Source organism: Pinibacter aurantiacus (genome assembly GCF_019130065.1).
GTDB classification, from domain to species: Bacteria; Bacteroidota; Bacteroidia; order Chitinophagales; family Chitinophagaceae; genus Pinibacter; species Pinibacter aurantiacus.
This window is the reverse complement of the sequence record NZ_JAHSPG010000013.1, coordinates 198,525-221,757: the sequence shown is the minus strand read 5'-3', so window position 1 is coordinate 221,757 and position 23,233 is coordinate 198,525. Positions and strand designations below refer to the sequence as shown.

The following is a 23,233-nucleotide window of genomic DNA, read 5'->3' as shown; positions in this document are numbered from 1 at the left end:
CTGAATTCGACATAGGCCATTTTAACCAACGCTTTTAGAAAAATGGCATTTTATATTCTATTCAAAAAATTGCTTCATATTTTAACGACCTGACCCAAATATATGCTTAATCAAACCGAGTACCTGATAACCTTCAATTGGCATCGTTTACATAAATTTTTCTATAGCTAACCATCTTCGTTTCATTGTTAATAATAGCAAGTAAATAGATGCCTGTCGCCACGTTGCTTAATGACACAAAGTTCTGCTTTTCATTCAAAGGGAATCGCTTGACTGCCCGGCCAGCGTTGTCGTACAAAACACCGCTAACATTGCGGTAAGTATCATCAAGCATAATGTTTAGGGTGCCATTGGTCCCAACCGGATTAGGCGTCACAACAATTGTTTTGTCTCCACAAATTGACAATATTGATATTGTTTTACTGTACGTGGTGGTTCCATCGTTGTCTACCATCTGTAATTTATAATAACCCCTTGTATCTCGCTGCGAGTTGTCATAACTGTAGTCCTTCACATCGCTGCCTCCGCTGGCAGGAACTGTACCAATGGGTTTGAACGTGCTGCCATCTTTGCTGTAAAGGATAGAGAAATGATTAACATTTATTTCTGCGGTTGTTTGCCAGTTAAGAATGGTCGAGCAATTTCTATTTGCCGATCCGGAGAAGCTCATTAGCGTTAACGGCAAAGGCGTTATTGATAAACTCATTTTGTCAATAAACAAGATGGATGTATCGTTTGCCTGATTGCTAAGGCGCAGTGTGATGTATGAATTGTCCCCCGAGGGCGCTACAAATGGAAAATTCAAAGTGCTGTAGGCATAAGTATTACTGGGAGCAAGTAATGAAGAAGTGCCAACTGATGAGCCAAACGATGTGGCAGAAGAGGATACGCCAATTTCAAGACCTGCCATTGATATATTATCGGGACATTTTCCCGTACCATCGTCTCCGGGTGTATTCAATAAATCAAATGTCAAAGTGTAACTTGCGCCTGGCGTTAGCGATGATGTGAGTGGAACAGTAAGCAATACATCGTTTCCCATTCCTACATTTCTCACGCCGTCAGTCGGCGCAGGTGAATAGTAAAAACAAGGAACTTGAGCGTTGTAAGAAGTGCCTTGGTTACCATTTGAAAAGAACACAAGACCACCTCCTTGTAAAGTCGCCGGAGATCCACAAGGTGTAAAACGTAGCGTTTGCACTTGATCCGCGCTTGCAACAACCGGTCCACTGGAGGCGCAATGTTCAAAACTACCGTCTACAATGGTTTGCGCTTCCAGCAGTTGGGAAGTAAAGTACAAAACCAAAAGAGTTAAACTCAATCGCATAACTAACATTTTGACAATTAACACTAAAAGGAATTGGCAAACGACATAGACAGGCGCTTACTTTTTCCAAAGTTTGTGCTACTAGCTTTGTTCACGATGCGAACCTTAAACGTTTTTGGTAAGGATTATTGTTTAGTTGTTAGGATGTGAATAAACAATCTATTAAGTCTGCTCCTAATTGACAATTCATTTCTTTTTTGCATTTATCCGGCAAAATCACATCGTTACAGATACATTTGCGAGGGGGCTAAAAAGTTGCTCAATCTGTAATAAAAAATGGGAGTCCTTTAATTCCTAAAACTAAAATTACAAATATTTAAACAAGAAATTATTTTTTTATCAATAAACCAGCACAATGACTTTGGCTGTACGTTAATTATTGGTGATCAATCACTAGCTAACGTGATGGGTTAAACCTCTGCACAGACCTATAAAACAGAGTTCTGTAGGATTACACTATAAGAACCCTATGCATCTTGTAATTGCTTAGTAGCACTTTACCTTCCTGAAGCAATTTGTTGTGATCGAGGAATTTGCGTGCTATTTGCATGGAGTCCAGGCGGCTATTGTATCCATTTTGCTGAGCTGTCGCTTTACTCGCGGGCTCCTTTATGCGTTTTTCGAGTGCTTCATAGCCGCATTGCTACGCTTCAATATTGTACAATTGCTGATTTTGTAATATCCTTGTCATAATTATTTAACCTCACCGGAGTTCCTAGCCATAAATCTGTGTACTTGTACATACCTTTTTCTACTTGCCTTTCTTTTTCAACGGTCCTTGTACATGTCCTTCCCTTGCTATCCTTGAAGATTTCTTTCTCTTTATTCTTCTCAGTTTTATGTTTTGACATAGCTATTGCGGCGTTTCCGATCTTGCCATCTGCAGTTGCCCAAATCATTAATATTATGTCTTTGCCATTTGGATCAATAGCGTTAAGTGGATTATTGGCGACACAGTTGGTATTGGCAGTGGTCAGATAAAGATTTTTACTTCCATTTGTTTGAGCCTGTGTGCAGCTTTCCAGATAACTTATATTGGCGGGCGGGTTGCTGTTATCATTGTAATACAATTTTGTATTGGCAACCGTTTCTTTACCCACGAAGAAATAGATGATTCCAACTTTATCTTTGTATTGTCTATTCGTGCATACTTTTGTTCTTCATTCACCATGCTGCTCAGCAGGTCCAACGATTGCAGATACCGCGTAGTCGTGATACTACTTACTTTTCCTGAACTTTTTACGGGTCAAATTGTAATAGGCCTACAGCATCATTGCATAGAAAGGATATAAGTCCATCGGGCATTTTGGTAATTACCGCGGTCCTAGATTATCAGAAGTCCGAGAAAAGATCAAATATCAAATTTTAGATAATGTATAGAAAAATATTTTTCGCAGTATTGGGCATAACTATGATTGCCTGCAATCAATCTCCAACCCAGCAAAAAAAAGAAGCAAAGGAAAACGCAGATACGTTAACTACAACGTCTTTTATACCTGCAAATATCAAGGAGCAAATGATTTATCAGCGTGCACTGCAAGCCGTTATTTGGGGCATGCCGGCGGTAAACTATGACCTGATGCTCCAGGAAATGTTAGCAAAGACAGCTGGCAAACAAAACGAGATTGTTTATTGGTCCAGGCCAGTTGATTGGCACAATCAAACGCTCACGCCTAATCCTGATGCGATCTATTTCATGGTATTCTTCAATACAAAGGATGCTGGTCCGGTGGTGATCAGTGTTCCGCCTGCAGACGGCGTTTCGTCATTTGCTGGTAATATAGACAATGTGTTTCAAATGCCGCTGGAAGACGCGGGACCTTATGGCGCAGATAAAGGGGCTGGTGGAAAATACCTTATCCTACCTCCGGGATACCAGCAGAAGCCTCCTTCCGGGTATATTGTACTAGCAGCGGATACCTATGAAGGATATGCGCTGCTTCGTTCCAATCTGCCCAGCCATAGTGATGCAGATGTGGCCAAAGCTGTCAACTATGGAAAGCGACTTAAAGTTTATCCCTTGTCAAAGGCAGGAAACCCGGGAGAAACAAAGTTTACCGATGCAAGCGATGTATTGTATGATGCCACTATCCAATATGATGTGAAGTTTTTTCGTTCGCTTGATCGTATTGTGCAAAGCCAGCCCTGGCTTACCCGCGATAAGGGAATGATTGATTTATTAAAAACCATCGGCATAGAAAAAGGTAAACAATTTAATCCGGATACTAAAACCACCGATATCCTAAACGCTGCTGCAAAAGCAGCCCGTGATTATATCGAAGTAATGTATGATGCAGGTTTTCCACCGCTTAATAGCGATGCGCATTGGGCAGTGCCGGCAATGCCGGAGCTCGTGAAAGCGGGGTCATCGGGGTATACTGAAACTAACATTTATCCAGTAGATGCGCGCAGTTTGACTTATGCAATTGGTTATGTCGGAATAAAGCGTTTGGGTACTGCACAGATTTATCTTATAGCTGGCAAGGACAAAGACGGGAATGCACTCAGCGGTGCCGAGATCTATCGTCTTCATGTGCCTGCAAATGTGCCTACGAAGCAGTATTGGTCAGCTACTGTATATGACCGCCAAACACACGCGTTAATTAGGAATCTTTCGCGTGCCAGTTGTGCATCTAATGATAAAACGGTTCAGAAAAATTCAGATGGTTCCGTGGATGTTTATTTTGCTCCGCAATCGCCAGCTGGCAAACAGTCTAATTGGGTGCCAACAGATTCAAAAGGGCAATTTGAAGTGTTATTTAGACTATACGGACCGGAAAAAGCATTGTTTGAAAAAAACTGGAAACTTGGAGATATTGAAAAAGTGAAATAGATCATTGACAAAGTACGTCATCGCAAACAATCATTGACGTGTACAATATCATAAAAAAAATGAGGTAATAGGCAACGCTTCACTAACTAAAATCTTTTAGATGTATAAAAAAGTCCTTCTGATTGCATTGCCGGTAATCATGTGTTCCTGCAATCAAAACTCAAATAAACAAACTACGACAACCGCGCCAACTATAGCTGATAGCTCAGCTGCAAATCAAACCTCACGGGTACTGCCACCCGGCCCGGATTCCACTACTAAAATTACCGTAGAATATGCCAGGTTGGTTGCGAAGGATGCCTATTTCTGGGCCTGGCCGATGGTAAATATTTACAACCGGCGCCTCGCATTTTCGCAAGTGAAAGAAATTGTAATGTCTGGCCCTTTGATACAAGCGCCACTCAATCAATTTGGCTTACTTACAGATTATGTGATACCCACCGAAAGAGCCATCGCATGTCCGAACCAGGACGTCGTGTATGGCATCGGTGCTTTGGCATTGGACCTGTCACCTGTGGTAATACAGGTTCCTAATTTCGGCAAGCGTTTCTGGGTGTACCAGATCGTTGATCTTCGTACCGATGGATTTGTACAGCTTGGCCAGATGTATGATACAAAGCCCGGGTTTTATTTGCTTGTCGGCCCAAATTGGGATGGAAAAGTTCCCAGCGGCATTACAAAAGTTTTTCGGTCCAGCAGCAATACTGGCATTGTTGGTCCACGGATTTTTATGGATGACACGCCGGAAGATCGCGCGGCCATACAGCCAGTTTTGCAATCCGTATTAATGTACCCATTGTCAGATTTTGATGGGAAAATGAAGACAAAAGATTGGAAAAATGTGAAAACACTTCCAGCAGCGTCGATGGGTAATCAGGAAATGTCCTGGGTGTTTCCTGATAAATTCTTTGATGAATTGCCCATCGTTCTTGCCGATGCTCCTCCCATGCCTGGCGAAGAGGCCCGCTATGCCCAGGTCCTGGCTGTGATTGCTGCCGCGAAAAAAGATCCGGCTATAAAAAAGGCCATGATAGAAGCCGCAGCAGAGGTTGAAGCGCAGGTAATTAAACCACTGTTTGAGTTCCGGAATTTTGGACGACAATTGCCTTTTTATTGGAGTACCATTAACAATGGCGCTGCATTCGGCACCGATTACTTTACACGCACTGCGACCGCTAAATCGAATATCCTGGTGAATAAGGAAAAAGAGGCGAAATATTTTTACCAGGATCGTGATTCAGCGGGTATAAGGTTAAACAGTGCCAACAAATACGAAATAACATTTACAAAAGAAAGTATGCCTCCGGTTAATGGATTTTGGTCACTCACATTGTATAATCAACATCATTTTTTTGAACTCAATAATTTAAACCGATATTCATTGGGAACCAAGAATAAATCAATGAAGACCAATAGTGATGGATCCTTAACGATTTATGTCCAGTCTGCGCCACCAGCAAAAGAGAACGAATCGAACTGGTTGCCTGCAGTGGAAAAAGGTGATTTTTCTCTTTACTTACGTACTTACTGGCCAAAAGACGAAGTATTAAATGGTAGTTGGACGCCACCCGCCGTTTCGAAAAGGAAATAAATAGTAAGGCACAATCAATAGGATGGAATTATTGTAACTTCTAAAGTTTTATTTGCATGAAATCCTTCCATTATATTGTTAGAATGTTCTCACAAATGTAAATGTCTTGACAATATTTATAACAGGAATGAATAGATGATTTTTCGATTTACACGGTTTTCAAAAGGCTGTATGTTTACAAGTTGTTGAATATCTCGATCCTCATTTTCAACAACGATTTTGAAAATGGCTCAATTGAATTTTTTTAAATCACAAGATATCTTTGATTAGATTAAACATCTGTTTTCCCAGTAGACAAGGCTCTTTACAATAGTGAGTCAATCGTAGAGTATTTTCCGAATGCGTACTGAAGTATAGATTTACAGTAGCAATGGCGAAATGGGTTTGGGTGTGTCACACACTGAAGAACATAGCTTCATAGAAATGGCTAAGATTATTAAATTTGCATTTCGAATTAGCGTTTTTCTTTCTCAAAGAAAACTGCATCTGGGTTTATAATTTTTGGAGAAATGTTTAAATCAAAGTCGGTTTAAATTTTTCTAAAGTAGTCAGCAACAGGGCAAATTGAACGCTTTAGAAATTCAAGAAATAAAGCCTAAGTAAATCCTCATAGAATAGTTCGAATCTAATGTTGCCGACAAGAATTTTAAAAGTCCTTCTATTTCATTGAAATGGAACATTATTTTGAAATGCCGGTTAGTTATGAAGAAGAGGATCAATTCTTGAAAGGACGGCTGCTAGCTTTTGAATACGAGTACAAATTCTATTTTGCTGTTAGAGCGAGGAAATTGTTTTTGAGAAGAATAAATAACGGAAGCTTAGAATGTTAGGTAATTCGAAAAAGATGAGTGATAAAGTGAGGGCTCCATTGCTGGAGGCGATTGTGGCATCTTTGCATTAGTTGGTGGTTCAGTACGAATAAATTTAGAGCTGTTATTGACTTTTCCGAAGTCAAAGTGGGGGCGATTCGATTACCCTTTTCATACCTGGGTCTTTTCCTGTAAATCCGAATCTGCAAGTGAAATTATCGGCGTCTGGAAAAGAAGTGAATTTAAAAACAATCTAACGATATGATGTAAAAACTAGTTGTGGCGAATATTTTTCAGCAGTAAACAAGAGCCGTGATTTTTTCTAGGCTCTTGTTTATTGTGCAACAACTCATGTATACTACGATGAAAATATTCAGAGCTCGATCATTGCAATGTTATTTTTATAATATTTGAGATAGGTGGGAGCGTAGTGAAATCATTTGGATTGGGAACTGCCTGGATGGGTTTACTCTCGTTTAGTGGAGTGCCTGCGAGATTGAACTGCGTAATACCTGCTCCGGGGAATTGATTAATGGCTGTGCCATCATCAAACAAACCGATCATCGAAGAAACATCTCCTTTTGCTGTGGCGTCGATATCCTTGCCGGTAGTAGCAAAGAACCAATCATTTGAAAAACCATACATGGTAGCGATGGCTATTTTATCTCCTTTTTTTACGGACAATTGTTGTGATACTTTGCTGCCCATGTTGCCATTGATCTTAGGCAGAAGCACTGTTGTGGCCGGATCTTTCAGTACATACACAGCCTTCACGCCGGGTTTTGTTTTCAGGGCCGCAGCAAGAATAGCTGCATTGCCTTTTTGTGCAAGGTCCTTCAATCCTTCATTCCTGTCAAGCTCTCCTGTTTTGTAAAAAGGATTGGCGCCGCCATCATAGACCACGACAAGAACGGGCGACAACGGTGTAAAGATGCCCGTCTGCTGTGAAACATAAGCGCTTAACATCGCATTGTTTCCCATTTCTGCAATATTGGTCAGCCCATTGGCTGAAAGTTTGCCAGCACTAAAAAGAGGTTCCGGTAATAACAAATTGCCGCCAACAACATAAGAGATGGCCCAAACACCCGGACTGAAAGGTGTTTCGTTTGCTGTACCTCCCGAATTATTCATGATGGTAAGCGTGAAGGTAGAATTGCCATTATAGGCAAGCGATAATTTCATCAACTGGGAGGCTGGCAGATAAGTGTGTCCATAGTCATCCATCGATGTTACTTCCTTGATGTTCTTCGCTGTAGCTTCGGCTGTTCCCGGATGCATTACACTGGCGCCGGGAGTTTGATTCACGCGGGTGCCGTTATCCCAAAGCTTTACCTGTGAAGATACGTCACCCGTAATAGGCGTTCCATCATCATTGTATAGTTTTATGCCGGGATTTTCCGGCGCAAAGAACAAGTCATTGCTCCATCCGTACATGGTGGCGAAAGTCAGTCGCTGATTTTTTGCTGCGGAAAAGGTGATAGAAGTGGATTCGCCCGGAGGAATTACCGGAGGCTTTCCACTTCCCTGGAAGGTTCCTGATTCCACCAATGGTCTACTATCCAGCACGTTTTCAATGCTTATCGTGCTGGGCTCCGGTGAAGGTGAATTGTCTTTTTTGCAGGCAGAAAAAAGTAGGGCTGGCAGTGCCAGTAATGATAGTTTTTTTGCAAGACCTGGTTTCATTGTGTTATCTTTTTATACTCACAAAACAACTATAACAGTATCTCAAACCTGTTTCATAATTATAACAAAAGTATCACAGCCATTTTTGTAGAAGAATTTTGTTCAATTTTGTTTTGTCTATGGATAACAAAAAAGTATTGATAATAGAAGACGATAACAATATCGTAGAGTTACTCACGATACACCTTGTTGATCTTGGCTGTAAAGTAATGTCTGCAGACAATGGTGAACTTGGATGCAAAATGGCGAAGGAGGAAGCGTTTGATCTGATCATTCTTGATATCATGCTGCCACTGCTCAACGGAATGGAGGTGTGCAGAAAAATAAGGCAAACGGACCGGCGTACACCGATCATCATGTTAACTGCCAAGTCAGAAGAACTTGATAAAGTATTGGGACTTGAAACCGGGGCAGATGATTATCTGACAAAACCTTTTAGCATACGCGAATTCATCGCAAGGGTAAATGTGATCTTCCGCCGAAGCGAGGAGCATGCAGCCTCCACGAATGAAGCGCCGCCACAGTCTGTGTTAAGTTACGGTGGACTCGTTATTGATATTGATAAAAGAAAAGTTACGCTGAATAGTTTGAGGATCGATCTTTCGCCAAAAGAGTTTGATCTGATCACACTGCTGGCAACGCATCCCGGCAAAAGCTATAACCGCAAAAGGTTGTTGAACCTGGTGTGGGGATATGATTTTGAAGGCTATGAGCACACGGTAAACAGTCATATAAACCGGCTGCGTGCGAAGATTGAAGAAGATGTTTCAAATCCGAAATTTATTCTAACTACCTGGGGTGTTGGGTACAGGTTTAACGAAGAACTATAAACTTATGTCAATCCGAACAATAAAAGGCAACCTGCTATTCTGGAAAATTGCCGTTGTTTTTACTACGCTGCTTGTCCTGCTGGGGCTGGCGTTTGTAGTGATCGCCTCGAAATATTCTTCCTCATACTACACCTCTGCACACCAGGAATTATATGGCGACCTTGCCCGGCACCTTGCCACATTTACCAAGCCGTTCAAAGATGGAAAACCCGACACCACCGTAACGCACGATATCATTCACTCTACCATGGTGGCCAATCCGAGTGTGGAAGTGTATTTGCTGGATACGGCAGGTAACATAACAGACTATGTTGTTCCAGACACTACAGTGCAAATACGCAAGGTAGACATTGCAAAAGTGAAACAGTGGCTGACTGCCCGCGAAGGGGATAAGCCGATGGGTGACAATCCGAAGCAGCCAAATGAGCCGAGTATATTTTCAGCAGCTTCCGTATATGACAAAGGCAAACTTTCCGGTTATGTATATGCAGTGTTGTCCAGTGAAAAACAACGAAACATTTTGAATGCCGTCAATGGTCATTTGTATTATCGTCTTGGTATGTATATCTTTTTCACGGTTCTCCTTGTGACATTTATCGTAGGACTTGTTACGTTTTTTTTAATAACACGCAGTATTGACGGTATCGTTAACGTGGTGAAGAGATTTAAAGAAGGGGATTACACTGCCCGCATCGAAGGGCATGATAAAGGCAATCTTGGCATGCTTACTTCCACGTTTAACGAGATGGCAGACGTTATTGTTGATAATATAGAAAAGATCACGGCTACTGACAAATTTCGCCAGGAACTTATCGCCAATGTTTCCCATGATCTTCGGACACCACTGGCGATCACACGTGGTTATGTAGAAACACTCATGATTAAGGAAGCAGATTTAACGGAGCTGGATAAACGCAAATACCTGAACATTATTTACGACAGTGCGAAAAAATTGTCTGTGTTGGTGGAACAGTTGTTTCAGTTTGCAAAACTCGAAGCCAATCTTATCACTCCACAGAAAGAACCATTTCTTATTAATGAATTGGTTTCCGATATACTTGTTGCAAATGAACTGAAAGCAAAAGAAAGAAAGGTGATACTGCACATCGACGCTGCCGGTGCGCTTCCTGCGGTGATGGCCGATATTGCACTGACCGAAAGGGTATTTCAAAATCTGCTGGACAATGCATTCAGTCACACACCTGAAGGGGGCAGCATCATTGTCAGTTTGATAAATGAAGACGAGGGCATAAAAGTGCAGGTGAGCGATACCGGCGTTGGCATTGCGAAAGAGCAACAACCATTTATATTTGAACGCTATAGGCAACCGGGAAGTGCGCAAGGAGAGAAAAAGGGAATGGGAATAGGGCTTGCCATTGTAAAAAAAATTCTCGAACTGCACCAGGCCACCATCGAAGTCATCAGTGAGCCGGGAAGGGGGACTACATTTCTTTTTGTCTTGCCGGTAATTGCAAGGCCCCAGGTATAAACCACTCATTGTTCATCGAGATTTGCTTGCTTTCTATTCCCCTGTTTTTTAACTGAGATTTAGGGGGTGTTTAAACTTTTTTTGAGCTTTAATGTTAGATCAGTAGTAAGACTTTCATTTCTTTTAAGAGGACAAACCACGCCGTAACAGGCGTGGTTATTTAAACATCTTATTTCTCTGTGGATGATGATTGTTGTTCAACTCCTTCTAAGCCAGGTAAATACAAGGATTGTTGAATATTTTTTAATCATTTAATATACTGGTTTTTATTAATGATGCTTTCTTAAGCCAATAAGCATTCTGCGCCTTTGGCTCTTAGCTGACACATTCACAATGCAGCTTGTCCTTGTGAGATGCTCAATTTTACTTGCAGCTTTATTTAAACATTTCAGTTTCAGGGTAACATGACACTTTTCCGGTGTCAAATAAGTAAATGTCTTTGCCGTCTTAATTTGATGTGTCGCAAATTGCAAATAAGAGATTAAGGTCGCCGACTAACACAACGAAAATTCCGGTAATTGGTTCAGCTGCAAAAATATTTACCAGAAAATTGAACAATGAGCCAACTTTTACTATTTCTATGTGTGGGAACAGTGCTATTGACAACAAAAAAAGAGAAGGGCCACGTAAGGGTTGGACTTTCTCTTTACAGAGTGACGTCCTCTATTTTCTTCTATAACAGGAGTCAACATGATCATCGAAGACATAGAGCTTGATAAGTTTTATTCCCGTTCATGAACTGCGCGTTTGTCAAGCCATTAGCATGACGAAAGCAAAAATGTTTTTCATTTTTTACTATTCCCTGGTGGCAACCTGATTTTACGTCAATGTTCCGGCAACAATGGGTTCGATGTATTGCACATTTACCGCAGTATGATCAATTCGTTATGCTGCCTTGTAAATATTCTTATACAAAATAAATGGCTGTAGGCTGTCAGTTGAACAGTTTTCCGGCTTCAAGTGCTCTTCTACGTTATATACATATGCAGGTGTTCTAAACAGATCGGAATGCTGAACAATGTTTCTAAAAGATTGTAATGCAAACAGGGATTGTTTAACACCACCTTTCAATTTTTAAAAAGATAAATCATGAAAAGATTTCTGACCTTGTCAATGATGCCTGTCATCATTTGCCTTTGTTGTATTAGCCTTTACGGTCAACAGAAAAAGCAGCATCCTAAAAAACCAAATATCATCATGTTGATTTCTGACGATACCGGCTGGGGCGACCTTGGTGTCTACGGCGGCGGCGTGGGTAGGGGAATGCCGACGCCCAATCTTGACCGTATGGCCAAAGAAGGGATGCAGTTTTGGAGTTTTTATGGACAAGCCAGCTGTACCCCGGGACGTGCTGCAATGATAACGGGCAGAATACCCAACAGGAGCGGTATGACAACAGTTGCTTTCCAGGGCCAGGGTGGTGGACTGCCGGCGCCCGAATGGACATTGGCTTCTGTACTAAAACAGGCCAACTATAAAACCTACTTCTGCGGCAAATGGCACCTGGGTGAAGCTGACTACGCGATGCCGATTGCTCACGGGTTCGACAAAATGCAAAATGTGGTACTTTATCATTTAAACGCATATACCTATGCCTTTCCGTCCTGGAATCCAGATATGACTCCTGATATGCTTGCATTCTTTAAAAAAGTGACGACCGGAATATTGGAAGGTGAGGCTGGCGGAAAAGTGCGGGAAATATCCAAAGTAACCGAAGATAACATCGCGGAACTGGACATGAACATGACCAATAACGTACTTAAACAACTGGATGATTATGCCAAGGGTGGTTCACCGTTCTTCATGTGTGTGAATTTTGCCAAAAACCACCAGCCCAATTTACCTTCCAAACAGTTTGCAGGGAAGTCGCCAGGTAAAAGCAAATACGCCGATTGTGTGGTGGAAATGGATTACAATGTGGGGCGTGTGATGGATGAGATTAGGAAACTCGGCATCGATAAAAATACAATTGTCATTTATACGGTGGATAATGGCGCATGGCAGGATGTACATCCCGATGCCGGCTATACACCCTTCAGGGGATCCAAGGGTACAGACCGGGAAGGAGGCAACAGGGTACCGGCGATTGCCTGGTGGCCAGGGCAAATCGAGGCAGGAAGTGATAGCCACGATATTGTGGGAGGATTGGATTTGATGGCGACATTTGCCAGTCTTGCAGGAATTACATTACCAACGAAGGACCGGGATGGCAAGCCGATGGTATTTGATAGCTATGACATGTCAAACATACTCTTTAAAGAGGGACCGGCCTTACGGGACAGATGGTATTATTTCACAGAAACGGAGCTGTCCCCTGGCGCCGTTAGAGTGGGTAAATTCAAAGCGGTATTTAATACCCGTGGTGATAATGGAGCACAGGCGGGAAGTGATGCACCGGGTCAACAGCTCGGATGGCGAGGTGATGAAAGCTATGTTGCCACCGTTCCGGCGGTATACGACTTGTGGCAGGATCCGCAGGAAAGATATGACCTGTTCATGAACAGCTTTACAGAAAAGACCTGGACGCTTCCAATTTTTAATAAAGCGGTACAGGACCTGATGAAAACGTATATACAATATCCACCACGACCTTTGCAGAGTGAGGTCTACACTGGTGAAATGGAAATCAATAAGTTCAGAACAATACAGGAAGCGAAAAAACTAATGGAGCAAAAGGGTATTACCCTTCCTAAATTAGAAGGTGAAAAGTAGGATCTGTATGAGCACATAAAGAGCGCACTATGGCGCTCTTTATTCTTTGTATAACGCGAAAATTAATCGTCATGAAAAGGCATGGTCAGTACACCTTTGCAACATTGCTTGTGTTTATTTCAATTCATTTTGCATGCAATTCACCATCTCAAAAAGAGGTGCAGAAGAAAAATGGCATTGCAAGTATTGACCCGTTGCCATCGTGGAGTGACGGTGCGGCAAAGAAAGCCATTATAAACTATGTGAAGATGGTGACAGATACTGCGGGAGGGAATTTTATCCCGGTACCTGACCGCATTGCTACATTTGATAATGATGGTACATTGTGGTCAGAGAAGCCGATATATTTTCAATTCTTTTTTGCCTTGGATCGTCTTAAAGTAATCGCTGCTGATCACCCGGAATGGAAGAACAAGCAACCCTACAAAGCAGTGTTGGATAATGACATGTCAACACTCATGAAGCAAGGTGAGAAAGGATTATTGCAAATCGTAATGGCCACCCATGCGGGTATCTCCACAGATGAATTTGAATCCATCGTAAAGCAATGGCTATCGACAGCCAAACATCCCACGAAAGGTAGGCGATATACGGAACTTGTTTATCAGCCAATGATTGAGTTGATCAGGTATTTGCAGGCCAATCAGTTTAAAACCTTTATTGTCTCGGGTGGCGGTATTGAATTCATGCGGCCATGGGTGGAGCAGGTCTACGGTATCCCCAAGGACCAAGTGGTTGGCAGCAGTGTAAAAACTGTATTTGATTATAACAATGGGCACCCGGTGTTGAAACGTTTGGCTGCGGTTGACTTCATTGACGATAAAGAAGGCAAGCCTGTGGGAATCAATAAATTTATCGGAAGAAAGCCTGTATTTGCCTGCGGCAATTCCGATGGGGATCTACAAATGTTGCAGTGGACTGCGTCAAATTCACTGAAAAATTTAGAACTATATATCCATCATACCGATTCCACGAGAGAATGGTCTTATGACAGGCAATCAGCAATAGGCACCCTGGATAAGGGCCTGGATGAAGCCCAGGCTAAAAACTGGTTGCTAGTGGATATGAAAAATGACTGGAAAATCATTTATCCGTATGAGAAATGAATAGTCTTACCTATGAGCGTTTTATCGCTATAAATGATTACCTTGATAAGACAAAACCCCTTCGGCCACATTCATCGTTCCCCCCTATGTCAATGAGCACGCAGAAAAATGAGGAGATAATACATTGAGTTGATTTACGGTTTGTGTTTTCTGCAAAATAATATTTCTGCACCCTCCATTAGCAAGATGTTCTTTCGATTTTTGTTAACCTCTCATATAAACCTTCTATTATGAAAAATAATAAATTGAAGCATGGAACATTTGCGCTCCTAACCATCGTTTTTTTTTCAACTGGTTGCCAGAAATTGATTGACTATGTGAAAAAGCCAGGAAATGGCAAAGACTACTCAGATATCTGCCAGGTTAAAACGGTTAACTCAGATGGCGGTGATTGGGGTGCCGACTATGTTTTTAATTATAACAAACGCGGTAACCTCGAAAGTATCATCACGAGTTTTCCTACCGATGGCAATCCCAATGTTTTTATTTTTTATGACAAGAAACAGCGTCCTACTCAGATTATATATCCATATCGGTCCAACCCGACTGAACCCGGGCCCGTGGATGGTTGGGAAACATTTGGTTACAACAGCGCCGGCCAGATTGTAAGAGACACCAGTTACACATTCGGCGCGATTGGCGCTGGTGGTGCACCAGATCCGTCATCAGCGCTCATCAAGAAGATTTCTACTATACAATACGATGGCTATGACAGGGTGGTTGGCCAAAAGGACAGTGTTTTTTATTACGGGATATTCAATAATACCAATTTGTGGGCTTACAAGTACGACGCCAATGGCAATTTGGCTTACTCTGCTCGTCAATATCATAGCAACGAGCTTGGGGGAACAACATACAACGATACAATCAGGGTAATGTTCCCTTATGATAATAAGATAAACATCAGGCAAACCAACAGATTGTGGATGTTTCTCGATAAAAATTACAGTGTAAATAATTCGCTTAGTGGTGCCAGTTATAATTTGTATGGACTACCCCTGGTTTTCGACGCCCAGCAATATACCTTAGGATTCAATACGCTACTACCTTTTGTAACAGGCAAGGTGACCGTGCAATACGATTGTAAATGAAACAGGAAATGGCGAGTTCAAACTGGAAGCTTTTAAAGAGATGTTTGCTGTTGTAGAGAGGCATCGAAGGTATGATTACGACTAACGTCAATTGCGGCCGCGATTCAATATAAGAAGGTGGTAAAAGCAAGACCCACAAGCCACTGATAATATCAACCACTTTTGTGTCAATTTGCTCAGGAAACCGATCGTAGTTTTTTTGAATTTCTTCCTTGGATGGCCAACCATCATTATACAATTGTTGTGCAGTGGAGAATTTGCTTGTGCAATAATCATCAATGGAAAATGAGGAAAAGCAAAATAATTATAATTTGAAAATTGACTTTTCCATTGGTCCTTGATTTTTGGATCATTAAAAAGTGTTTTCGAAAAAGTGGCTTGTTTGTTCCTATTCGTCAAATTTGTACGAATCTAGTATTGTTACCAATGAAATATACAAACTTACATTGAGAGTCTTGTCAGCAATCCATAAGCCATTTTCATTTGTGAAGGAATATTCAATTGCGTTGTGATCATTTGATTTTGTAATTACCACAAGGAAATGATTCTTGATTCCGTTCATTTGGCGGAGAATTTTACAGTTCATAGTAGAACCGAATGCTTCTATAGGCCCATTAAAAACCGTCATTCCTTTATAAACTTCCAAAGAGATTGTTTTAATCGAATGTACGAATTTATAATTTTGCCAAAATGCCCTTTACTAGATTTAAATTTTTAATCCATGAATAGGTGATTCATACTTCTATGCCAGATAATATTATTTTAAGGGGAGAAGATTTTCGCTACTAACAGGTAAAGGAGTATTGGAATAAGGTGCAAGCCCATTAACCAATGTAAATCAGTGGCTATCTGGCCTATAGCGCAACAGATAATTTGTCTGTATATATTTTTCATCATTGGTTTTGGTTGTGTAACTGTACAAGCATTTTTGTCGATTGTTATTTTTGAAACGAGTAATCACAATCAGAATGCTACAAGTTATGGATGACAAAATTTGTTTGTCATTTTTTGATTTTAGATGTTGCTGGAGTGATCCAATTATTCTACAAGACGTCTCAAACAGTTGCAGTGACCATTTGTCTGCATTGTTTGGCGCATTCACGACAGGCTTCAGCGCATTTTTTGCAATGTTCTGATTGATGTTTGCTACATTCATTTGCGCACTTGTCACATATATCGGCGCATATTTTACACAACTGTTGAGCCTTGTCGCTTCCTAAACTCATTAATTGAGCCGCTGTGTAACAAATTGCGGAACACTCCATATCCAGTTGAATACAAAGGGCCATCATTTTTACATTCTCCTCTTGGGTGCAAGAGCTTGCACAAAAGTTACAAATTGACGCGCAATTCAGGCAGGCATCAATACAACTTTGGTAATGGTTATAATTTGTCATAATTAAATTTGGATTGATATTGGATTTAGTACAGAAAAAATTGTTCCTTCTTTAGAAAAACTTCTATTCAGCGAAATAATTGTTTGTGTACATTCTTTCAACGATGTGATAATCACGATTGTTTCGTCAGTGGTATTCGATCTATCTTGATTGATAATAAATCTCGTGTTTGAGGTGGTCGACAAGAAAAATTGCTTTCGACCCGCTCTTTTATCAAATGGCAAGTCGGAATTCACTATAGACAGATTATCCAAACTGTTGAATGAACGCCATTCTTGAGCTTTTTGAAAAGCGGAAATGGCGAAGGGCCATTTTTATTGGAGTTATGCTGTCTGACAATAGATTACATTTTAATTGCAAAGCGTATTTTAGAGGCACGATGTCGTCCATGATTAATAATATACTTAAAAAATTCAAACTGCTGCTTGAGAAAGAGGATGCGGAGTCATTATCGAAAGTATAGACCGGGGCGTTTTTTTCAGGGTACTAATTTATGGGTATTGATATTTGTTATACTGGCTGCCTAAGTCACCCAACTTAGTCAATTGCTTAAAGCCAAAGATGAAGAACTGCATACACTTCATTTAAAGATCGACAGCATTAACCACATGGGAGATGCATCGATGCAACTATATAATGAATTAAAGATTCAATATCCGGATCTGCTGGGGATAACAATGAGTTCCGCTAACATTGTTTCCTCTTTGAAAAAAAATGAACCGGCTGTGCTGATTGTGCTTGATTTTGCAAGAGCCAAACCCATCAGCGAAAAGAAAAAGATAGAAGGCTGGCTGAAAGTGCGTCTTAGCCAGTCAAATATAGACGTAGTATTCAGGAAATAGCATCAACCTATTTTATAAAGCAAAAATAAAATGATGACGATACTTTTGATAGGCATCTTTATAGTCGGATATATATGTATTGCTTTGGAGCATACTATAAATATCAACAAGGCAGCAACTGCACTGGTAACCGGTGTGCTTTGCTGGGTTGTTTATATATTGGGAACAGAAGATAAGGAAATGGTTTCGGAACAGTTAACTGATCATCTTGGCGAATTGTCCGGTATACTGTTCTTTTTAATGGGTGCAATGACGATTGTCGAATTAATTGACGTACACAATGGATTTGAGATCATTACCAGGCGAATTACACAGAAAAATAAAGTAAACCTGTTATGGATCATCTCCTTTATAGCCTTCCTGCTTTCGCCGGCTTTGGACAATCTTACTACAACCATTGTGATGATATCACTGGTTAGAAAATTAATAGGGGAGCCACGGGAAAGATTGCTGTTTGCCGGTATGATCGTTATTGCCTCCAATGCCGGTGGCGCATGGTCTCCAATCGGCGATGTCACTACGACAATGCTATGGATCGGCAAGCAAATAACAGCTGGCAATATTATCAAGCAACTTTTTTTACCAAGCCTGGTTTCAATGCTGGTGCCGTTGATTATTTTATCGTTCCAGATCAAAGGTGTTGTCAAGCGCTCCGAAGAAGACAAAACCGAGCAGGCAATGATGGTGTCAAGAAGAACTCAATACATTGTCTTCTTTTCCGGCATTTTCATTTTGCTATTGGTGCCGGTTTTCAAAACGCTTACTCATTTGCCGCCTTACATGGGGATCTTGATAGGGCTCGGTATACTTTGGATAATCACAGAGATATTGCATGGCGATAAGGATGAGGAGGATAAACATTTTTTATCCGTGACCTATGCTTTGCGGAAAATTGATACGCCAAGCATTCTTTTTTTTCTGGGAATATTGATCAGTATAGCGGCTTTGCAATCAACCGGCCTATTAGCCGAATTGGCAGCATGGATGACTGAACATGTTAAGAATCCTCACACCGTTGTTATTGCCTTTGGTCTGCTCTCTTCGATAATTGATAACGTGCCACTGGTAGCAGCCTCGCAGGGAATGTATAGCCTTGCGCAATTTCCGACCGATCATCAATTCTGGGAGTTCCTTGCATACTGTACCGGTACTGGCGGAAGCATTCTCATCATTGGTTCGGCGGCTGGTGTTGCTGCCATGGGCATGGAAAAGATAAGTTTTGTCTGGTACCTTAAAAGATTCAGCTTGCTGGCATTGCTTGGTTATTTTGCCGGTGCCGGGATCATTATGTTGCTGTATTATTTGTCAAACTAGTGCTTGATAAAGTTATGTGGCACCTGATGTTTCTTGTTTATGCCGCGTTGATAAATGAACATCCCGGATCTGACTGATCAGTATCCGGGATGCCGCATGTTTGTTTTGGTAGGGTATTGCTGAGCGTCCGGTTGGCTGATAATAAAGCCATTTTATCAACTCAGCCACATACATTAATTTTTGGAGGATTCGCCGTTGACCATATGTTTTTGCAATACTTCCACATATTTTCTGGCATCTTCATTGGATGGATCAAGCGCCAGTAATTTTTCGAAATATTCGATTGACTCCCTGTAATCTTTTTTGACGTTCGCCTCATATGCCGCGATATAGCCATAAGCTTCTATCAGGTATTTTCTATTGGTTTTATCTGTCGAGTCATTTTTAATGAGTTCGATCAGCTTTTCGTAATGAGGAATAGCGAGTCCATTTTCCATGGAAGTGTCGATGGCTGCTGTTACTCTTGCCGCCCAGTAATAGCCAAAGCTCTGCTCGGGATACTTTGTTTCATATTTGGTAAACACGCTGTCAGCAGTGGGATAATCTCCGGCTTTATAACTGGCAATGCCCCAATTAAATAAGTCAACATTGGTGGCTGCTGTGTTGGTTTCATAATATTTGCCCAGCCATTTTGCTTCCTGTGTATAATCCTTTTGTTCTTTATAAATATTGGCAAATTTTTTATAGTATTTCAGCGTTTGCACGGTATCCTTTTCCATCACTAATGCTTTTTCATAATAGATCATAGCCGAATCCTGTTTGCCGCCAATGGAATCATAAATGGCTCCCATCGCTTCAAAATCCTTTGCAACATAATTGGTGTCATTCTGAAGTTTGAAGTACTGTTTCATATAAGCAAGTGCACTGTCATTTTTATGGAGTGCTGAGTAGCTGTAAGCCATCAGTTTGTATAGTCTTGGTTCGGCTACTGCACCCTGTAGTGCAAGCAGTTTTCCTGCATGATCAATGGCGTCGCCATATTTTTGAGAAGAGAACAGCAGGTCGGTAACGAGGTAATCAGTCTTTACACTCTTACCTGAAGCAGCAATGTATTTATCAAGATATTCCCTGGCCTTGTTTACATCTTTGAAGTAGTAATGGTAATACATTTCGTACAACGCCGGCGCATACATAGAATCATTGCTTACCGCTTTGTCGAAATAATTTACATACACATCTTTGTTACCTTGTGTCGCGAATATTTTACCAATTTTATAAATGGCTGCCGCATAGGTTTCATTTTTTGCCAGTGCTTCCTGGTATGCTTTATAGGATTCTGAACCATTGCCCAGCTTGCGGTACAGATCTCCCTTGGTTACATATAACTCAGGATTGTTCTTGTCCCTTTTAAATGCTTTTTCCAATAAGGAAAGACCGTAATTGGCATCACCACTTTTTGCGTCCAGCTCTGCTTTTGCAATGGCATTGAGTACATGCGGGTTCTTTGACTTTGTTCTATCCAATGCTTTATCAAAATATATTTTGGCAGCGTCTGCACTATCCTGACGCAGCAGCAAATGGCCCATTGCACACATCACAATAGGTTGATCAAGTGCTGCCGGCGGTGCAGATAATAATTTTGCTTTTGCGGTTTGCACGCTGTCGTTTTGCAAATACACTTGCGTGAGTAAATACAATGCTTCTTCGTTGGAAGGAGATTGTGAAAGGATGTTTAATAGTTTTTGTTTTGCAGGTGCATAACGTTCATGATAGATGTCCTTTGATACATCGTTCACGTCCTGGCTCCAAAGCCCCGTGGATACAAGCAGAGCTGCTGCTACTATCAGAAATTGCCTGGTCATCATAATATTTTTTTAGTTGGTTACTACCTGGTCACACGACCAGGATGAATAAGCAAGCTAAATAGGAATCCTTAGGCAGTGATTAAAATAATATTAGAATATGATTAGAGTCAACATTTTTTTAACCTGGGTTTCTAAAACAATTAATGGATAATACGTTTTAAAAAGGCATCTCTGTCCGCCACTAATGATTGCGTGGAATAAGGGATATCCATTTCCGTCCATTTTTTTTCCATTATAAAATAATCGATGGCCGGCTCTTGCAAAGGGAACCTATTTTTATCCACCCGTTTATCCAGCGAATCAAGAAACAATTTCCACCTGTCATAATAATAGGTTCTCAGCATACCGCTCCACTGTTTGCTGGCATAGTCTATGAGGCTGCTTTTGGGGTTGATAGGCCCCCAGTAGCTGATCTGTACTTTCGCATTTTTCTCAAACATCTTTTTCTCGTTTGCATCGCTTCCCAGCGTCCTGGCCTGGTCCAGCCAACGGGCAAGCGTGAAGTCTTTGTTCATCGAACAAAGGCTGTCCTGCTGAAGTATCAGTTGAAGAAATGCATTTCTATATTTTTTAAAATCAGTCTTTCTTTTTTTGTGATAGCTGTCCATAAGCGCATTGTAGATAGTAGTGCTTCGGTCGCTTAACACCTGCCTGCACAGGTCCACACAGTCATGCGAAAATGTTTCAACGTGCCACATTTGCGGGGCGACAGCTATCATGTGAAGTGCTGCCTGCTTTACAAGGGTGGTATCATAAAATAATTTTGTTGTGCCCCATGTAGAAACGCTTTTCACATCGAGTGATGGTTTGGCCAACATGACGGATTCCGTAGGCCCCAGGATGTTGTAATCAGGAGGGGAGGAGTATACGGAACGCAACAATAAAATCCATGCTTTCTCAAGATCATCATTTGCCTCTCCGTATCGATAGGCACTGTATTGCTTTATCCATTTTGTAAGTACAACAGGTTGCTGGTGCCAGGCCATTTCCAGGAGCAGGTCATACAGTACATTGTTGTTCTCAATACCTTCAGGTATAATACCGATACCCTTCATGCTTTTGCCGGCCTCACTCTCCGCGGCTCTTAGTGGTTCCACTACCGCTTTGTGCAGCTTGCCGGTCATGCCTGTTTTTTCACCAAAATTATTGATCATGCACCACAGCCAGGGATGGCCGCTATATCCGTTGCGCTTTTCCCAGTTATTATCAGATTCTCCAAACAGATCCAATACCAGCGTATGTCCTTTTCCAAATCCATCCAGTAAATTTTCATGGGGGTTTCCCTGCCAGGCCTGCAACACCCAGATGGACCCGGGATAATGACTTGCCACCGCATCATATATTGCCTTGCCGGAACGGCCAAGATCCAGGCCGCCGGTTTTACCTCCTTCATGAAAAGGATCGCCACCAAAAAATTTTAGATCGCTGCCATACAGCGACAACATTTCATTGTAGTAGATACCGGCCATTCTTTTAAATAAAGTATCTGACGGATCAAGGAACGCACTGCGGCTAAAACCACCTTCCCAGTTTCCCTGGTCAATAATATGGGCAGCGGGGAAACGGCTTTTTAGAAACGTTGGTACCATGCCGTAAAAGCCCTGCACCACCGGTGTTATGCCAAGCTCTTTGCAACGTGATAAAATTTTTTGCTGTAATTTGGATTGCTTCTCCACAAAGCTTTTTGATAAGGGGCCCTGCCAGCCTTCCAGGTTGCCCATCAGCCACCACGCCGTGAAAGCCGGGCCGGGCGCATAGGACAAAGCCAGCGAATCACTGAATCCCATTTTTTGTAAAGTGTTGTACCAAACCAGCTCATTGCCAAGTGGTGCCAGGATGACGTTCACGCCATTCATGGCCATCCAGTCAAGTTCTTTTTCCCAACGTGGCCAATCCCAGAAACTCATGGTGTAATTGATGGTGCAATAGTTCAGCGCATACCTGAACAGATAGTTTGATTTTATGGAAAAGCTATCTTCAATAGCCGGTAATTTTTCCGGAACCTGCAGATTGTTGCCGGTGTGGGAAATAGAATTGTGGCAGTAATATTTCAAATACAAATTGAAACCGCTTGCCGCTGCGATGGTAGAATTGGCGGTGATAAATAGTTCACCATTTTCGGTACGCAAATTACAGGCTTCATTTGCATTGAAAACGCTTGCCGTGTCAACAATAAAGTGCACTTTTTTTTCTAAGGAAGGAACTGTACGGCGCACTAGCTGCGTAAGCGGCTCCGTGTTTTCATCACGTGCGTTTGCAGGGGTGCATCTGTAAAAAATGGAAAGTATCGCACCAAGGGTCAACAGTATAATAAGTGTTTTGTAATGCATAAATATTCAAGGCATTTAATCAGCCTGTTTTTTAGTAAATGAATACATACGGCATTGACACTTGGGCAAATCAG

General features: G+C 41.5%; 16 protein-coding genes. 9 read left to right on the top strand and 7 right to left on the bottom strand.

Annotation, left to right across the window (positions count from 1 at the left end):
• Positions 1–133: 133 nt before the first annotated feature.
• Both KTO63_RS16820 and KTO63_RS16815 read right to left on the bottom strand, forming a co-directional pair.
• Complete coding sequence (locus tag KTO63_RS16820; protein WP_217792550.1) at positions 134–1,327, bottom strand: T9SS type A sorting domain-containing protein; 1,194 nt, start codon at positions 1,325–1,327, stop codon at positions 134–136.
• Positions 1,328–1,977: 650 nt separating this feature from the next.
• Complete coding sequence (locus KTO63_RS16815; protein ID WP_217792549.1) at positions 1,978–2,427, bottom strand: hypothetical protein; 450 nt, start codon at positions 2,425–2,427, stop codon at positions 1,978–1,980.
• 272 nt (positions 2,428–2,699) lie between these two features.
• Here KTO63_RS16815 and KTO63_RS16810 point away from each other — a divergent pair, with 272 nt between their 5' ends.
• Together KTO63_RS16810 and KTO63_RS16805 are read left to right on the top strand one after the other, a co-directional pair.
• Entirely contained in the window at positions 2,700–4,160 is a 1,461-nt protein-coding gene (locus tag KTO63_RS16810) for a DUF1254 domain-containing protein (protein WP_217792548.1), read from the top strand.
• Between the two features lie 100 nt (positions 4,161–4,260).
• On the top strand, positions 4,261–5,751 hold the full coding sequence (locus KTO63_RS16805) for a DUF1254 domain-containing protein (protein ID WP_217792547.1): 1,491 nt from the start codon (positions 4,261–4,263) through the stop codon (positions 5,749–5,751).
• A gap of 1,193 nt (positions 5,752–6,944) precedes the next feature.
• Here the strand turns inward: KTO63_RS16805 and KTO63_RS16800 are convergent.
• On the bottom strand, positions 6,945–8,243 hold the full coding sequence (locus tag KTO63_RS16800) for a spondin domain-containing protein (RefSeq protein WP_217792546.1): 1,299 nt from the start codon (positions 8,241–8,243) through the stop codon (positions 6,945–6,947).
• A 119-nt stretch (positions 8,244–8,362) separates the two neighbouring features.
• Here KTO63_RS16800 and KTO63_RS16795 point away from each other — a divergent pair, with 119 nt between their 5' ends.
• The 5 genes from KTO63_RS16795 (at position 8,363) to KTO63_RS16775 (ending at position 15,471) form a co-directional block, all read left to right on the top strand.
• Positions 8,363–9,073 carry a response regulator transcription factor gene (locus KTO63_RS16795; protein WP_217792545.1) on the top strand — a complete coding sequence of 237 codons (711 nt, stop codon included), beginning with the start codon at positions 8,363–8,365 and terminating at the stop codon, positions 9,071–9,073.
• Between the two features lie 4 nt (positions 9,074–9,077).
• Entirely contained in the window at positions 9,078–10,562 is a 1,485-nt protein-coding gene (locus KTO63_RS16790; protein WP_217792544.1) for a sensor histidine kinase, read from the top strand.
• 1,089 nt (positions 10,563–11,651) lie between these two features.
• Entirely contained in the window at positions 11,652–13,274 is a 1,623-nt protein-coding gene (locus KTO63_RS16785) for an arylsulfatase (RefSeq protein ID WP_217792543.1), read from the top strand.
• Between the two features lie 71 nt (positions 13,275–13,345).
• The gene (locus KTO63_RS16780; RefSeq protein ID WP_217792542.1) at positions 13,346–14,380 is read left to right on the top strand and encodes an HAD family hydrolase; all 1,035 of its coding nucleotides are present in this window, start codon (positions 13,346–13,348) and stop codon (positions 14,378–14,380) included.
• 230 nt (positions 14,381–14,610) lie between these two features.
• On the top strand, positions 14,611–15,471 hold the full coding sequence (locus KTO63_RS16775) for a hypothetical protein (RefSeq protein ID WP_217792541.1): 861 nt from the start codon (positions 14,611–14,613) through the stop codon (positions 15,469–15,471).
• A gap of 388 nt (positions 15,472–15,859) precedes the next feature.
• Here the strand turns inward: KTO63_RS16775 and KTO63_RS16770 are convergent, their stop codons facing one another.
• Positions 15,860–16,033, bottom strand: coding sequence for a hypothetical protein (locus KTO63_RS16770; protein ID WP_217792540.1), 174 nt, complete (start codon positions 16,031–16,033; stop codon positions 15,860–15,862).
• A 493-nt stretch (positions 16,034–16,526) separates the two neighbouring features.
• The gene (locus KTO63_RS26300; RefSeq protein WP_232373227.1) at positions 16,527–16,697 is read right to left on the bottom strand and encodes a four-helix bundle copper-binding protein; all 171 of its coding nucleotides are present in this window, start codon (positions 16,695–16,697) and stop codon (positions 16,527–16,529) included.
• A gap of 716 nt (positions 16,698–17,413) precedes the next feature.
• Between KTO63_RS26300 and KTO63_RS16765 the strand changes: the two genes are divergently transcribed.
• Both KTO63_RS16765 and nhaD read left to right on the top strand, forming a co-directional pair.
• On the top strand, positions 17,414–17,710 hold the full coding sequence (locus KTO63_RS16765; protein WP_217792539.1) for a hypothetical protein: 297 nt from the start codon (positions 17,414–17,416) through the stop codon (positions 17,708–17,710).
• Between the two features lie 30 nt (positions 17,711–17,740).
• A complete protein-coding gene (nhaD, locus tag KTO63_RS16760) occupies positions 17,741–19,024 on the top strand; it encodes a sodium:proton antiporter NhaD (RefSeq protein ID WP_232373219.1) in 1,284 nt (427 codons plus the stop codon).
• Positions 19,025–19,197: 173 nt separating this feature from the next.
• Here the strand turns inward: nhaD and KTO63_RS16755 are convergent, their stop codons facing one another.
• Complete coding sequence (locus KTO63_RS16755) at positions 19,198–20,829, bottom strand: tetratricopeptide repeat protein (protein ID WP_217792538.1); 1,632 nt, start codon at positions 20,827–20,829, stop codon at positions 19,198–19,200.
• 140 nt (positions 20,830–20,969) lie between these two features.
• Positions 20,970–23,159, bottom strand: a complete 2,190-nt coding sequence (locus KTO63_RS16750; protein ID WP_217792537.1) for an alpha-N-acetylglucosaminidase — start codon at positions 23,157–23,159, stop codon at positions 20,970–20,972.
• Positions 23,160–23,233 lie beyond the last annotated feature (74 nt).

Coding starts and splice junctions, on each gene's coding strand:
- KTO63_RS16820 (WP_217792550.1), bottom strand. CDS start 1,327: ATGCGATTGAGTTTAACTCTTTTGGTTTTGTACTTTACTTCCCAACTG.
- KTO63_RS16810 (WP_217792548.1), top strand. CDS start 2,700: ATGTATAGAAAAATATTTTTCGCAGTATTGGGCATAACTATGATTGCC.
- KTO63_RS16805 (WP_217792547.1), top strand. CDS start 4,261: ATGTATAAAAAAGTCCTTCTGATTGCATTGCCGGTAATCATGTGTTCC.
- KTO63_RS16800 (WP_217792546.1), bottom strand. CDS start 8,243: ATGAAACCAGGTCTTGCAAAAAAACTATCATTACTGGCACTGCCAGCC.
- KTO63_RS16795 (WP_217792545.1), top strand. CDS start 8,363: ATGGATAACAAAAAAGTATTGATAATAGAAGACGATAACAATATCGTA.
- KTO63_RS16790 (WP_217792544.1), top strand. CDS start 9,078: ATGTCAATCCGAACAATAAAAGGCAACCTGCTATTCTGGAAAATTGCC.
- KTO63_RS16785 (WP_217792543.1), top strand. CDS start 11,652: ATGAAAAGATTTCTGACCTTGTCAATGATGCCTGTCATCATTTGCCTT.
- KTO63_RS16780 (WP_217792542.1), top strand. CDS start 13,346: ATGAAAAGGCATGGTCAGTACACCTTTGCAACATTGCTTGTGTTTATT.
- KTO63_RS16775 (WP_217792541.1), top strand. CDS start 14,611: ATGAAAAATAATAAATTGAAGCATGGAACATTTGCGCTCCTAACCATC.
- KTO63_RS16770 (WP_217792540.1), bottom strand. CDS start 16,033: ATGAACGGAATCAAGAATCATTTCCTTGTGGTAATTACAAAATCAAAT.
- KTO63_RS26300 (WP_232373227.1), bottom strand. CDS start 16,697: ATGAGTTTAGGAAGCGACAAGGCTCAACAGTTGTGTAAAATATGCGCC.
- nhaD (WP_232373219.1), top strand. CDS start 17,741: ATGATGACGATACTTTTGATAGGCATCTTTATAGTCGGATATATATGT.
- KTO63_RS16755 (WP_217792538.1), bottom strand. CDS start 20,829: ATGATGACCAGGCAATTTCTGATAGTAGCAGCAGCTCTGCTTGTATCC.
- KTO63_RS16750 (WP_217792537.1), bottom strand. CDS start 23,159: ATGCATTACAAAACACTTATTATACTGTTGACCCTTGGTGCGATACTT.